General features: G+C 62.6%; 13 protein-coding genes. All 13 read right to left on the bottom strand.

Annotated elements, in window-relative coordinates; genetic code table 11:
* Positions 1–29: 29 nt before the first annotated feature.
* The 13 genes from HMPREF9161_RS08680 to HMPREF9161_RS08620 all read right to left on the bottom strand — a co-directional run bounded on the left by HMPREF9161_RS08680 (position 30) and on the right by HMPREF9161_RS08620 (position 11,771).
* The gene (locus HMPREF9161_RS08680; RefSeq protein WP_009729294.1) at positions 30–230 is read right to left on the bottom strand and encodes a flagellar FlbD family protein; all 201 of its coding nucleotides are present in this window, start codon (positions 228–230) and stop codon (positions 30–32) included.
* A gap of 150 nt (positions 231–380) precedes the next feature.
* Positions 381–1,109 (bottom strand): DNA repair protein RecO, encoded by a 729-nt coding sequence (gene recO / locus HMPREF9161_RS08675; protein WP_009729293.1) that lies wholly within the window; start codon positions 1,107–1,109, stop codon positions 381–383.
* A gap of 3 nt (positions 1,110–1,112) precedes the next feature.
* On the bottom strand, positions 1,113–1,820 hold the full coding sequence (locus tag HMPREF9161_RS08670) for a DUF502 domain-containing protein (RefSeq protein ID WP_009729292.1): 708 nt from the start codon (positions 1,818–1,820) through the stop codon (positions 1,113–1,115).
* A gap of 15 nt (positions 1,821–1,835) precedes the next feature.
* A complete protein-coding gene (gene era / locus HMPREF9161_RS08665) occupies positions 1,836–2,732 on the bottom strand; it encodes a GTPase Era (protein ID WP_009729291.1) in 897 nt (298 codons plus the stop codon).
* The gene (gene ybeY / locus HMPREF9161_RS08660; RefSeq protein ID WP_037348876.1) at positions 2,729–3,190 is read right to left on the bottom strand and encodes an rRNA maturation RNase YbeY; all 462 of its coding nucleotides are present in this window, start codon (positions 3,188–3,190) and stop codon (positions 2,729–2,731) included. The genes era and ybeY overlap by 4 nt, the downstream gene beginning before the upstream one ends.
* A complete protein-coding gene (locus tag HMPREF9161_RS08655) occupies positions 3,190–4,161 on the bottom strand; it encodes a PhoH family protein (RefSeq protein WP_009729289.1) in 972 nt (323 codons plus the stop codon). The genes ybeY and HMPREF9161_RS08655 overlap by 1 nt, the downstream gene beginning before the upstream one ends.
* 35 nt (positions 4,162–4,196) lie before the next feature.
* Positions 4,197–4,826, bottom strand: a complete 630-nt coding sequence (locus HMPREF9161_RS08650) for a hypothetical protein (RefSeq protein ID WP_009729288.1) — start codon at positions 4,824–4,826, stop codon at positions 4,197–4,199.
* The gene (locus HMPREF9161_RS08645) at positions 4,823–5,728 is read right to left on the bottom strand and encodes a DMT family transporter (protein ID WP_009729287.1); all 906 of its coding nucleotides are present in this window, start codon (positions 5,726–5,728) and stop codon (positions 4,823–4,825) included. The genes HMPREF9161_RS08650 and HMPREF9161_RS08645 overlap by 4 nt, the downstream gene beginning before the upstream one ends.
* Positions 5,729–5,734: 6 nt before the next feature.
* Positions 5,735–7,090: a phosphoglucosamine mutase gene (gene glmM / locus HMPREF9161_RS08640; protein WP_037348874.1), complete on the bottom strand. Its 1,356-nt coding sequence runs from the start codon at positions 7,088–7,090 to the stop codon at positions 5,735–5,737.
* A gap of 42 nt (positions 7,091–7,132) precedes the next feature.
* Positions 7,133–8,743 (bottom strand): NAD(P)/FAD-dependent oxidoreductase, encoded by a 1,611-nt coding sequence (locus tag HMPREF9161_RS08635; protein WP_009729285.1) that lies wholly within the window; start codon positions 8,741–8,743, stop codon positions 7,133–7,135.
* The gene (locus HMPREF9161_RS08630; protein ID WP_037348714.1) at positions 8,740–9,672 is read right to left on the bottom strand and encodes a YbbR-like domain-containing protein; all 933 of its coding nucleotides are present in this window, start codon (positions 9,670–9,672) and stop codon (positions 8,740–8,742) included. Before HMPREF9161_RS08630 ends, HMPREF9161_RS08635 begins: the two co-directional genes overlap by 4 nt.
* Positions 9,669–10,508 carry a diadenylate cyclase CdaA gene (gene cdaA, locus HMPREF9161_RS08625; protein WP_009729283.1) on the bottom strand — a complete coding sequence of 280 codons (840 nt, stop codon included), beginning with the start codon at positions 10,506–10,508 and terminating at the stop codon, positions 9,669–9,671. The genes HMPREF9161_RS08630 and cdaA overlap by 4 nt, the downstream gene beginning before the upstream one ends.
* Before the next feature lie 216 nt (positions 10,509–10,724).
* Positions 10,725–11,771, bottom strand: coding sequence for a branched-chain amino acid aminotransferase (locus tag HMPREF9161_RS08620; protein WP_255344695.1), 1,047 nt, complete (start codon positions 11,769–11,771; stop codon positions 10,725–10,727).
* Positions 11,772–11,773 lie beyond the last annotated feature (2 nt).

Here is an 11,773-nt window from a genome sequence, read left to right as displayed (position 1 = left end):
ATTATACCAAAGGAATGGAAATTCGCCAACTAATTTTGATGAAGTGCGCGGCGATACTTGATCGTACGCTTCACGATCTCCTCCATCGGCTCCTCGACGATCAGCTTCTTCCCGTTGGTGAGCGTCACTACGGTGTCCGGCGTCTCTTCGATGCTCTCAATGATTTCTGCATTGAGGACGAACTCGCCTTTCTTGTTCGTCTTGGAGTTGAACTTCGTCAGCATGATCATGACAGGCTCCCCCTCCGTTCCCTTTTCAGTCTCTCCCTTCGCATATAAAAACTACATGCAAATGAGTACTTGTATATCTTCGCCGTCTCTTTCTCTTTTCCTTTTTTTATGAACGATTTTTTCATTATATCTTAAATATTTCCGTGCGCGTCATCCGAGCTGCGCTAAAAAGTCCAAGGAATGCAGCGGCCGCCCCGTCAGTTCCCGCACATGCGCGAGCACGATCGCTTCGGCGCTCATCAGCGTTCCGCCGCGCACATGCAGCGACCCGGGATGTTCCCAGTCGAACCGCGCAAGGCCCGTTAAAAGTTCCCGCAGTTCCGCCGGGAACGCCGCCGCATCCGCCGTGCGGCAGGCCGGGCAAAGCACGCCGCCCTCGCCGGCGAGGAAGAACGCATCCCCCGCGATGTCCGCGCCGCAGTGCAGACAGCGCTCGTAACTCTGCTGGAGGCCGGCCGCCGTCAGAACCTGAAGCACGGCGGCCAAGGCCGTGACGCGCGGGTTCCGCGTTTCAAACGCCGTTAGGATCAGTACGAGACGGTCAAAAAACGCCTCGTCCGGCACGCCCTCGGGCAGGAATTCGCGCACGACTTCGGCGACAAAGGTGGCATAAGCGAGCGCCGTGAGATCCGCCGTGAGTTTTGCGTGATGTGCCCGCACAGCGGCGGTTTTGACCGTCTCGAGACGCGTTCCTTCCGCGAGCTGAAGTTCCGCATGAACGAACATCTGCATCGCGCTCGCCAGCGCGCTGCGCGGCCGGCGGCAGCCGAATGCCGCGGCGCGCAGCATCCCCCGCTCGCGGGTAAATACCGTCACGACCTTATCCGCCTCGCCCCAGTTCCGCGCGCCGAGAACGATGCCCTCCGCCGCATAGAGCACGGGCTACTCCTCCCGCGCGGCGCGCTGTTCGGCGGCCTGCGCTGCGGCAAGGACCGCGAGCTGTTCCATTTTTTTCTGTACGGCCTTCTGTGCGGGCGTTTCCTTCGTGTCCGAAAACGGCATCACTGCCCCCGCGGTCAGCATGTACCGCAGCGCGTCCTCCTTTGAGATATCGATATCGACGACGTCCTCCGCGCGCACGAGAAGCGTCGTGCCCGACGTCATATTCAGGCTCCACGGGATGAACACGCAGATATAGTCTTCTCCGCCCATCGCCTCCCGAAAGCGCGGCGGCAGATCCGCCATGACGAACCCGAGGGCGCGCGCCCCTTGGAACGGCACATGCACGACGCGCTTGAAGTTGCTGCTCGAATCGAGCACGGCCTCCGAGAGGCGCTTGACGCTGGTATAAATGAATTTCACAAACGGGATCGTGCCGATCATATTCTCCCCGAAGGAAATGACCGAAGCGAGCACCCAGTTGGTCGACGCCCAGCCGACGCCGTAGATGATGATAACGAGCGTGATGATCCCCATCCCCGGGAAATAAAAGGGCAGATACTGGCCGAGCACGCCCTCCGTGAAGCGCAGCGTCCACTCGATCACGAAAACCGTGATGATGAGGGGCACGATCACCAGGAGACCGTTGATAAAACGCCGCGACATCCGGTTTACCGCTTTGCGGTACATACGATTCAATTTGATTGTCATCCCCTTCTCCCTTCCTCAGTCGTCCCCGGAGAGTCCGAACTGGCGCAGCGCGCTCTCGCGGTTGCGCCAATCCTTGCGGGTTTTAACCCAAAGATCGAGATAAACCTTCGCGCCGAGCAGCGTTTCGATATCCGCGCGCGCGCGCGCGCCGATCGTCCGCAGAAGCGCCCCGTGCGCGCCGATGACGATCCCCTTCTGCGATTCGCGTTCGACATAGATCGCCGCGCGGACGTAGACATCCCCCTTGGGACGCGCCGCGATCTCCTCGATATCCACCGCAACCGCGTGCGGGATCTCGTCCCGCGTCAGTTCGAGCGCCTTTTCCCGTACCAGTTCCGCAATGATGAGCCGCTTGGGCTGATCCGTCACCATATCCTCGGGATAGTAGCGCGGTCCCTCGGGCAGGTGTTTCTTAATCTCCGAGAGCAGCCCCGCGAGATTCTCTTCTTCGCGCGCCGAGATGGGAACGATGCCCGCGAAGTCGTACCGCCGCGCATAGTCCGCAATGATCGGCAGCGTCCGTGCGCGCGGGAGCAGATCGATCTTGTTGACCGCGAGCACGACGGGAACGCGCACATTTTCGAGCCGTTTTAAAATATACCGCTCGCCCGCCCCCGGTTTCTCCGTCGCGTCCACGACGAAGACGACGACGTCCACACCGTGCAGCGCGCCTTCCGTCGCCTTGGCCATGTGGCCGCCGAGTTTGTGCTTCGGCTTGTGGACGCCCGGCGTATCGAGGAAGATAATCTGCGCGTCCTCCTGCGTCAGGATGCAGAGGATGCGGCTGCGGGTCGTCTGCGGTTTATCGCTCATGATCGCGATCTTCTGCCCGACGAGCGCGTTGATCAGCGTGGACTTGCCGACATTCGGCCGTCCGATGACGGCGGCAAACCCCGATTGATAGGTATTCATCGCAGTATCCCCAAGGCCTCCATCACATGCCGCTGCCGCTCCTCCATCTCCAGCCGCTCCGCTTCCTCCATGTGATCGCATCCGAGGAGGTGCAGCATTCCGTGTACGGTGAGAAAAGAGAGTTCGCGCAGATAGCTGTGCCCGTATTCCTCCGCCTGTGCCCGCGCGCGTTCGAGGGAGATAACGAGATCGCCGAGCACCGCCCCCGCGGGACTTCCTAAAATCTCCGGCTCCTCGCTCTCCGCAAGGGCAAACGAGAGCACGTCCGTCGGCCGGTCAACGCCACGGTATTGCCTGTTCAGCGTATGGATATAGTCGTCGTTCGTCAGCGTCACGCTGACCTCGGCATCCTCCGCTCCGTAGAGCCGTCCCACCGTCTCGATCGCGCGGCGCACTGCGGCCGCGTCCTCCGGCACGGCGGCCGGCTCTTCCGGTTCGGTCGAAATCGTGATCTCCATCATGCGCGCCCCCGTCTCTTCTCCCACGCGCCGTACGCCTCGACGATGCGCGTCACGACCTCGTGCCGGATGATGTCGACCGGCTCGAGTTTTATGATGCCGACCCCCTTCACGCCGCGCAGGATCCGGCACGCCTGTTTCAGCCCCGACACCGCGCCGTGCGGGAGGTCCACCTGCTCGAGATCCCCCGTCACCACCATGCGCGAGCCGAAGCCGAGGCGCGTGAGGAACATCTTCATCTGCGCGCCCGTCGTGTTCTGCGCCTCGTCGAGGATGATGAACGCATCCTCGAGCGTCCGCCCGCGGATATAGGCGAGCGGCGCCACCTCGATGAGGCCGCGGCTCATCATCTTCTGGTACGCCTCCGTACCGAGAAGGTCCCGGAGCGCATCGTACAGCGGGCGCAGATACGGGTTGATCTTTTCCGTCAGGTCCCCGGGCAGAAAGCCGAGATGTTCGCCCGCTTCCACCGCGGGGCGCGTGAGAATGATGCGGTTGACCGCGCGGCTGCGCAGCGCTGCCACCGCCATGACGACCGCCAGATAGGTCTTGCCCGTTCCCGCGGGCCCAACGCCGAGGGTCACCGCATTCCGGCGGATCTTTTCGAGATAGTCGCGTTGTCCCGCCGTCTTGGCGCGCACCTCTTTTCCCTTCGCCGTGACGAGCAGCACTTCGGAAAAGAGCTCGTGCAGCTCTTCCGCACGCCCTTCTTTGACGAGCCGCGCGCCGTACGTCGCCTCGTGCGTCGTCGGCTTCGCCCCTTGACGGTGGAAAAACAAGAGTTCGCGCACGAGCGTCCGCACCGTGGCGACCTCCTCGGGCGTGCCCGTTACGGCAAGGGACATGCCCCTGCTCACGATCCGGCAGTCAAAGCTCTCTTCTATACGCCGCAGGAGCGCGTCGCGGTCGCCGAGAACCGCGTACGCCTCCTGTTGATCCTGAAATGAAATCTCCTCTGTGATCTCCTGCAAGTGCCGGCCTCCCGTCCGTCCTAATTTTTCATATCCTAAATAAAGTATTCGATCATATCGCCGGGTTCCCTGCGCGTCCGCTCGTCGAACAGCAGGATCGCTTCGCGCTCGTCCGTCTTTCCAAACGCGTAGAGTTCCTTCGTCTCGCGGTTGAAGCATGAGAACGGAACGATACGGTTATATGCGTGCGGATGTGCGCAGGTCACGCCGATGCGATCGCGCAGGAACGCAGTCTCGGCTTTCGCCAGATAATAGGGATCGAAGAGATAGATACGATCCGCATCCGCCCCCGTAATCAGCGCATAGTGCTCCACTTCGTAAAAGAGGCGCACGACCGCCGCGCCTCCGCGCAGGACGGCGTCGTTGATATAGCTGTCGCGCCCAATGTGTACGGCGCGCCCCGCAATATAGCGGCACGAGATCGGGAACCCCGTCGCGCGGCCGAAGCCCTCGAGCCAGTTCGCGAGATACATCATCGCCATGCGCGACGTCCCCGCCTTGCACGCATGCCCGTCCGTCCCGTAGCAGTCGAGCGAGTAGAGCATGACGCTGCGGATGATCTCGGGCGGAATCTCCGACCGATCGAAGAGGTAGCTCACGCCGTTGAGCAGCGCCGTCGGACCGCAGTCGTACTCCGACATCTGGTAGCGCAGCGGGATCTTCATGCGGCTCTCCTCTTCTTTTGAATATTGGGTACGGCGATCGCCGCAACGACGAGGAAAATCCCCGCCGCCTGCATCGGCACAAAGTGCGTGTCAAAGAAAAACCAAGCGAACAAGACGCTCGCCACAGGCTCGATCGTCGCCGTAACGGCGGCCGTCTCGGGCGAAAGCCAGCGCAGACCCACATTGAAAGAAAAGAATGCGACCACCGTGCCGAGCACGACGATAATGAAGAGATCGGCCCACGTCTGCGGCGTAAAGAAGCTCGGCGCGTCCAATACCGCACGCGTGACGGGCAGCAGCGCAAGACCGCCGATCAGCATACAAACCGCCAAAAGGAAGAAACGGTCGAAGAGATGCAGGAGATGCACGGGGTAGATCATCGCAAACGTGAACGTCGTCGCCGAGGCAAGGCTCCACACGACGCAGGCGATCGGCACCGTGAGCCGCTCCGGATTGCCCCCCGTCACAAGCAGAAAGACCCCCGTCACAGCCGCGGCAACCGTCACCGTCTCCGCGTGCGTCGGCAGCCGCCGATGCCGCGCCGCAAGATAGAAGATCATGATCACCGGGCTCGTATAGGTGATGACCGTCGTCGCCGCCGCATCGCCCGCCGCGATCCCCTCGAAATACGTATACTGCACCGACATGATGCCGACGCCCCCGAAGATCGCGAGTTTCATCAAAATCGGCGGATTGCGCCGCAGCGAGCGAATGCCGCGGCGGAGGCCGCCGCTCCACCACGCGAGCAGGAAAAAGAGGCCGCTCGAGAGGAACAGCCGCACCTGCGTTAGTTCGATCGGCGTATGTGTGGACTGTGTGTAAAAATGCTGTGCCGCCGTACCGCTTGCCGCCCACATAATGCCGGCGATGAGTACGAACAGGATCGCCGATACGTGTGACATAGCGTTTTACGCCTCTCCCTGTTCCCGCAGGACGACGTCCGCGATCGCGCCGCAGACCTCTTCGAGCTGTTTGTTGTCGGCGCCCTCCGCCATCACGCGGATGAGCGGTTCCGTCCCCGAAGGGCGCACCAGCACGCGCCCGTCCGCCCCGAGGCGCTCCTCTCCCGCACGGATCGCGGCGCGGATCGCCTCGTTCTCCGCCCATCCCTCTTTCGTTTTGACCCGTACATTGACGAGCAGCTGCGGATAGGTCGTCATCATCGCGCTCAGTTCGGACGCTTTTTTCCCGCTGCGCTTGAGCGCCGCCAGGACTTGCAGCGCCGTTACCGGGCCGTCGCCCGTCGTGCCGTAGTCCGCGAAGATGATGTGCCCCGACTGCTCGCCGCCGATCGTATAGCCGCCGCGCCGCATTGCCTCGAGCACATAGCGGTCGCCCACCTGCGTTACCTCGACACGCGCGCCGAGCGCCGTAATCGCCTTATGGAATCCGATATTTGCCATCACTGTGGAGACCACCGTCTTGTGCGGGAGTCTGCCCGCGCGCAGCATTTCCGCGACGCATGCCACGAGAATATGGTCGCCGTCGATGAGTTCTCCCTTCTCGTCGATGCAGAGACAACGGTCGGCGTCGCCGTCATGCGCGATGCCGATGTCCGCCCCCGTCTCGACTACCGTGCGGCGCAGAGAGTCCAGATGCGTCGAACCGCAGTTGTCGTTGATATTGACGCCGTTCGGCAGCGCGTGGATGACCTTCAGATCCGCGCCGAGGCGGCGCAGGATCCTTGGCATCGTCTCATAGGCGGCGCCGTTCGCACAGTCGAGCACGATCTTCATGCCGTCCAGCCGCTCCGCGCAGGTGCCGGTCACATAGTCCACGTACTGATTGACGAGATCGCCGCGGTGCTCCACAATGCCGATCTTCCCGCCGATCGGGCGCGCCTCGTCATCATGGGAAGCAAGGCGGCATACGAGCGCCTCGAGTTCATCCTCCACCGCGTCGGGGAGCTTATAGCCGTCGCCGCCGAAGAACTTGATGCCGTTGTCGCCGAACGGATTGTGGGACGCGGAGATCACGATGCCGGCCTGCGCCTTGTGCTTGCGCGCAAGATAGGCGACTGCAGGCGTCGGAACGATCCCCGCCAGGAGCGCGACGCCGCCGGCCGAACAGATGCCCGACGTGAGCGCAGCCTCGAACATCTCGCCCGAGATGCGCGTATCGCGTCCGATCAGAATACGCGGCCGCACCTCCGAATGCGCTCCGAAATAGAGCGTCGCCGCGCGCCCCAGCCGGTATGCCAGCTCCGGCGTCAGCTCCGTATTGGCCTCGCCGCGTACGCCGTCCGTCCCAAAAAGTCTCACTATGAACCGCCCCTTATTCTTTGGTATCTTTTGCTCTACCATAATCTACTGTATCTTCGTCAAAAAAGCAAGCGCGGCTTTCATTCCGTCGAGCGCCGCGCTCATGATGCCGCCCGCATAGCCCGCGCCCTCGCCGACGGGATAGAGCCCCGCCGTGCCCTCTGCCTCCATTGTCAGCGCATCGCGCACGATCCGGCAGGGCGCGGAGGAACGCGGTTCAACCCCCGTCAGCGGAACATCGTCCGCCCCAAATCCCTTCATGCGCTCCCCCCAGTGCCGGAGCGCCCGCGCAAGCGACGCGGACGCATATGACGGCAGGATCTCATGCAGGCCGGCGCACCGTACGCCGGGCGCATAGGTCGGCCGCACGGCAAAATCGCGCGTCCCCGTCCGCCGCGCGAGGAAATCGCCGACCGCCTGTACGGGCGCGCAATAGTCTCCGCCGCCGGCACGAAAAGCCCGCGCCTCCAGCGCCCGCTGAAAGCGTATCCCGCCCAGCGTATCGCCGCCCCAATCCGCGGGGCTTACCTGTACGAGGAGCGCGCTGTTCGCCGTCCCCGAATCGCGCCGATAATTGCTCATACCGTTGGTCGCGAGGCCCCCTTCTTCGGACGCCGCCGCGACCACCGTGCCGCCGGGGCACATACAGAACGAATAGACGCCGCGCCCGCCCGCCTCGTCGCGATAGGTCAGCGCATAGTCGGCCGTCGGCAGCCGTCCGCTCCCCGCGGCCGCGCCGTACTGCATGCGGTCGATGAAGTCCTGCGGATGTTCGATGCGCACGCCGACGGCAAACGCCTTCGGCGCCATAGCAACGCCCGCGCCGTGCAGCATCGCATAAGTATCGCGCGCCGAGTGTCCGATGCCCATAAAGACGGCGTCGACGGGAATGCGTTCTTCCCCGTTGACAACCAGCGCCGCAATGCGCCCGTCCCTGCGCTCGATACCCGTTGCCTGCGCCTCGAACCGTACCGTGCCGCCGCGGCGGATGATCTCGGCGCGCAGATTCTTCACAACGGTGCGCAGGATATCCGTCCCGATGTGCGGCTTTTGAAGGTACCGGATCTCCTCGGGCGCCCCCGCCGCGATCAATGCCTCAACGACGGTCCGCATCCGCGGATCGCCGCTGCGTGCCGTCAGTTTCCCGTCGGAGAACGTCCCCGCCCCGCCTTCGCCGAACTGCACGTTGGACGCGGGATCGAGCCGCCCCGTCTGCCAAAAGTGCGCCGCGTCGCGCGTGCGCCGGTCGACGTCCCGCCCGCGCTCGAGGACGAGCGGCGCCGCGCCGGCCCGAGCCAGCACCCACGCGGCAAAGATACCCGCGGGGCCGAATCCGACAACGACGGGGCGGCGGCGCATGCGGTTGTTCCACATGATATCGGGCGGCGGTATATCGGGTACCGTCTCATCCGGCGCCGGCGCGACGTTTTTATCACGGCGCAGCTTCCTCAGCACCGCGGCCTCCCCCTCCGCCTGCACGTCCAGCGCGTAGACCCGGACGATGGGCGCGCCGCGGTGCCGGCGCGCGTCGAGCGCCTCATGAACGACAATCACCCCGTGCACGGCCCGGGGTGATATCGAAAGGCGTTCTGCGGCATGCGCCGCAATCGGCTGCGGGTCGTCGTACGGAACCCGCAGATTTTTAATCCGGATCATTTCATCGCTCCGACCTTGATCTCTACCGTCACGTTCGGATCGGTGACTGTCACGCCCGCGGGCAGGCGGAGCTTCACACGGCGCGTTTCATTTTCCTTCACGTCCGCAAGGGAGAGTTCCTCCGTCTCAATGCTTGCGATCGACTTCAATACGTCCTCTGCGCCCGCGATCTCGATGCGCGTCGGATCCGCGGAGATGCTCTCGAGCTTCATCGTAGGCGGGAGGTCGCTGCGCGATTTCACCTTGATCTCGACGATCTTGCGCGAAAGCCCTTTCGCGAGTTTCACCGCGATCTCCGTCTGATCCGGCGCCACCGTCACATCCGACGCTTCCCGCCCGTCGCCGTTCAGCGCGAAGAGCGGCGCGATCACCGAGAAGTCCTGCCCCTGCCCGCCGAGATTCACATGCGCCACGATGCGCGTCACATGATCCACTGCGGCGCGCGGCCCTTCGACCGTCGCGGCATCCGTCGACTGCGTAATCTGATCCACGGCAGCCCCGCTCGCCGGCGTACCGCTGCTCAGGACCTCCACCTTAAACGTCTTCTGCACGATACGGTCCAACGTGACCGAGATTTTATCCGGAGACGTTCCGATCAGTTCGAATCCGTTGGGAACGGTCGTCTCGACCGCGTAGAGTTTCTCTCCCTCGGCATAGTCCGTAAAATTCAGCTTCGCGTGGAAATCCCCGCGGTCCGCCGCGACGAACAGAGAACGCGGTCCGCGCACGCGGATCGTCACCGTATCCGTGCCGGCGTGTATTTGATAGCCCTCCGGCGCGTCGGCCATCGACACCGGCACCGAGTAACTCCCCTCGATCGCGGGATTTTGATCGTTCATCACGTAGAGCCAGAGCACAATGGCGATCACGAGCGCGAGGATTTTCATGGGCAGATTGTGCTGCAGCATGTTGCGAAGATCCGTCATCATTTCCTCCTCCACCCCCGAAGCATCTCAAAGATCGACGAACGCGCGCTGTACGCAAACGCGGGGGTGAGGATATGCGTGAGTTGATCCTCGTCCAAGTGCCGATGAATGCGGCCGTTCTCCGCGATCGAGATCGTCCCCGTCTCCTCGCTGACGACGACGATGAGCGCGTCGCACTGCTCCGAGAGTCCGATCGCCGCGCGGTGCCGCGTGCCGAGCTCCGTCGAGAGCGTGCGGTTCTCCGTCAGCGGCAGAAGACAGCCCGCCGCGATGAGCCGCTTGCCCCGGATCACGGCGGCGCCGTCGTGCAGCGGCGTGTTTGGAATAAACACGTTGATCAAAAAATCCGATGTGATGAGTCCGTCGATCTGTATGCCCGTCGCGCTGATGTCGTTGAGCCCCATATTGCGTTCAATGACCAGCAGCGCGCCGATTTTATTCGTCGAGAGGATCTTCACCGCGCTGCGGATCTCGCGGATCGTGCTCTGCGCCTCCTCGTCGTCCAGCAGCCGCCCCGATCCCAGGAAGCGCCCCTGTCCGAGATGCTCGAGCGCGCGGCGGAGTTCCGGCTGAAAGACGATCGGCAGCGCGACAAAGAGAAGCGTCACGGCTTTTTGCAGGAGCCACGAGATCACATGCAGATCAAACCAGCTCGCCACAACCGTGACGCCGAGCAGCACGAGGATTCCCTTCGCCAGCGTAATGGCGCGGGTATCCTCGAGCATAATATAGACGCGATAGAGAATGACCGCAACGATGAGAATGTCGATGACATCGAGCGGCGTAATCGTTGAAAGGATGCCGCGAAACTGCGTCGGCATCGTAAAATCAAACGGCATATGAACCCCCAAGCGTTAGAAATCCCTCTCCGTCTCTCCGTGTCCGCGGTGCGGTCCGCGGCTTCCCCACGCGGCGCACCCGTCGTTTCAAATGATTGTAACCGATATATTTTAGAGATTCTCTCAAAACATCTAAAAATCCTTTTCATCTTTTCTTTTCTTTGTAAAAAAATTTCGTCCCCCGCAAGCGAAGGACGAATACATGTCTTATTGATTTCAGCAAATCCTGCGGATCCACCCCGCGGGCGCGGGTACGGTGCCGAGCTGAATGCCGCGCAGCGTATCGTAGAGTTTCTGCAGTACGGGGCCCATATGCTCCGAACCGCTCGGGAACGAAATCACACGGTCCCCATGCGTCACGGAGCCGACGGGCGAAATCACCGCCGCCGTCCCGCAGAGGCCGCACTCCGTGAACGAGGCAACTTCCTCGAACGGTACGGGCCGATGCTCGACCTTCATGCCGAGGATGTGCTCCGCGATATAGACGAGCGAGCGCCGCGTAATCGACGGCAGAATAGACTCCGATTTCGGCGTGACGACCGTACCGTCCGCCGTCACGAAGAGGAAGTTTGCGCCGCCCGTCTCCTCGACATAGGTGCGCGTCGCCGCGTCGAGGAACATATTCTCGTCGAATCCCGCCGCATGTGCCGCCATGTAGGCATGGAGGCTCATCGCGTAGTTCAGCCCCGCCTTGATATGCCCCGTGCCGTGCGGCGCCGCGCGGTCAAACGCGCTCACGCAAAGGCGGACGGGCTTCGCGCCGCCCTTGAAATACGGCCCCACGGGCGTCCCGAAGAGCCTGAACTCGTAGGCGTCCGCAGGCTTCACGCCGATCACCTCACCCGAGGCGAACATGAACGGCCGCAGATAGAGCGAGGCATCCGATCCGTATGGGGGCACGTAGTCCCTGTTCGCCGAGACGACGGCGTCGACGGCCTCGAGGAAGCGCTCTTTGGGAAAGGACGGCATCTCAAGATACGCCGCCGAATCATACATGCGCGCCGCGTTGAGATCCGGCCGGAACGTCACAATGTGCCCGTCTGCCGTCTCATATGCCTTCAGTCCCTCGAATACCTCCTGGCAGTATTGAAGAATGCCCGCGCACTCGCTGATTGCCACCGTCGCATCGGAGGACAGTCCGCCCTCGTCCCATGCACCGTCCGCATAACGCGCCACGTAGCGCTGCGGCAGAGTGCGATATGCAAATCCGAGATTCCCCCAATCGATATCCGCCTTTGCCATAGATCGACGCCTCTTTCCTATCG

It is taken from the genome of Selenomonas sp. F0473, assembly GCF_000315545.1.
GTDB lineage: Bacteria > Bacillota > Negativicutes > Selenomonadales > Selenomonadaceae > Centipeda.
This window is presented reverse-complemented; position numbering and strand designations above follow the sequence as displayed.

Coding starts and splice junctions, on each gene's coding strand:
- HMPREF9161_RS08680 (WP_009729294.1), bottom strand. CDS start 230: ATGATCATGCTGACGAAGTTCAACTCCAAGACGAACAAGAAAGGCGAG.
- HMPREF9161_RS08670 (WP_009729292.1), bottom strand. CDS start 1,820: ATGACAATCAAATTGAATCGTATGTACCGCAAAGCGGTAAACCGGATG.
- era (WP_009729291.1), bottom strand. CDS start 2,732: ATGAATACCTATCAATCGGGGTTTGCCGCCGTCATCGGACGGCCGAAT.
- ybeY (WP_037348876.1), bottom strand. CDS start 3,190: ATGGAGATCACGATTTCGACCGAACCGGAAGAGCCGGCCGCCGTGCCG.
- HMPREF9161_RS08650 (WP_009729288.1), bottom strand. CDS start 4,826: ATGAAGATCCCGCTGCGCTACCAGATGTCGGAGTACGACTGCGGTCCG.
- HMPREF9161_RS08645 (WP_009729287.1), bottom strand. CDS start 5,728: ATGTCACACGTATCGGCGATCCTGTTCGTACTCATCGCCGGCATTATG.
- HMPREF9161_RS08635 (WP_009729285.1), bottom strand. CDS start 8,743: ATGATCCGGATTAAAAATCTGCGGGTTCCGTACGACGACCCGCAGCCG.
- HMPREF9161_RS08630 (WP_037348714.1), bottom strand. CDS start 9,672: ATGATGACGGATCTTCGCAACATGCTGCAGCACAATCTGCCCATGAAA.
- cdaA (WP_009729283.1), bottom strand. CDS start 10,508: ATGCCGTTTGATTTTACGATGCCGACGCAGTTTCGCGGCATCCTTTCA.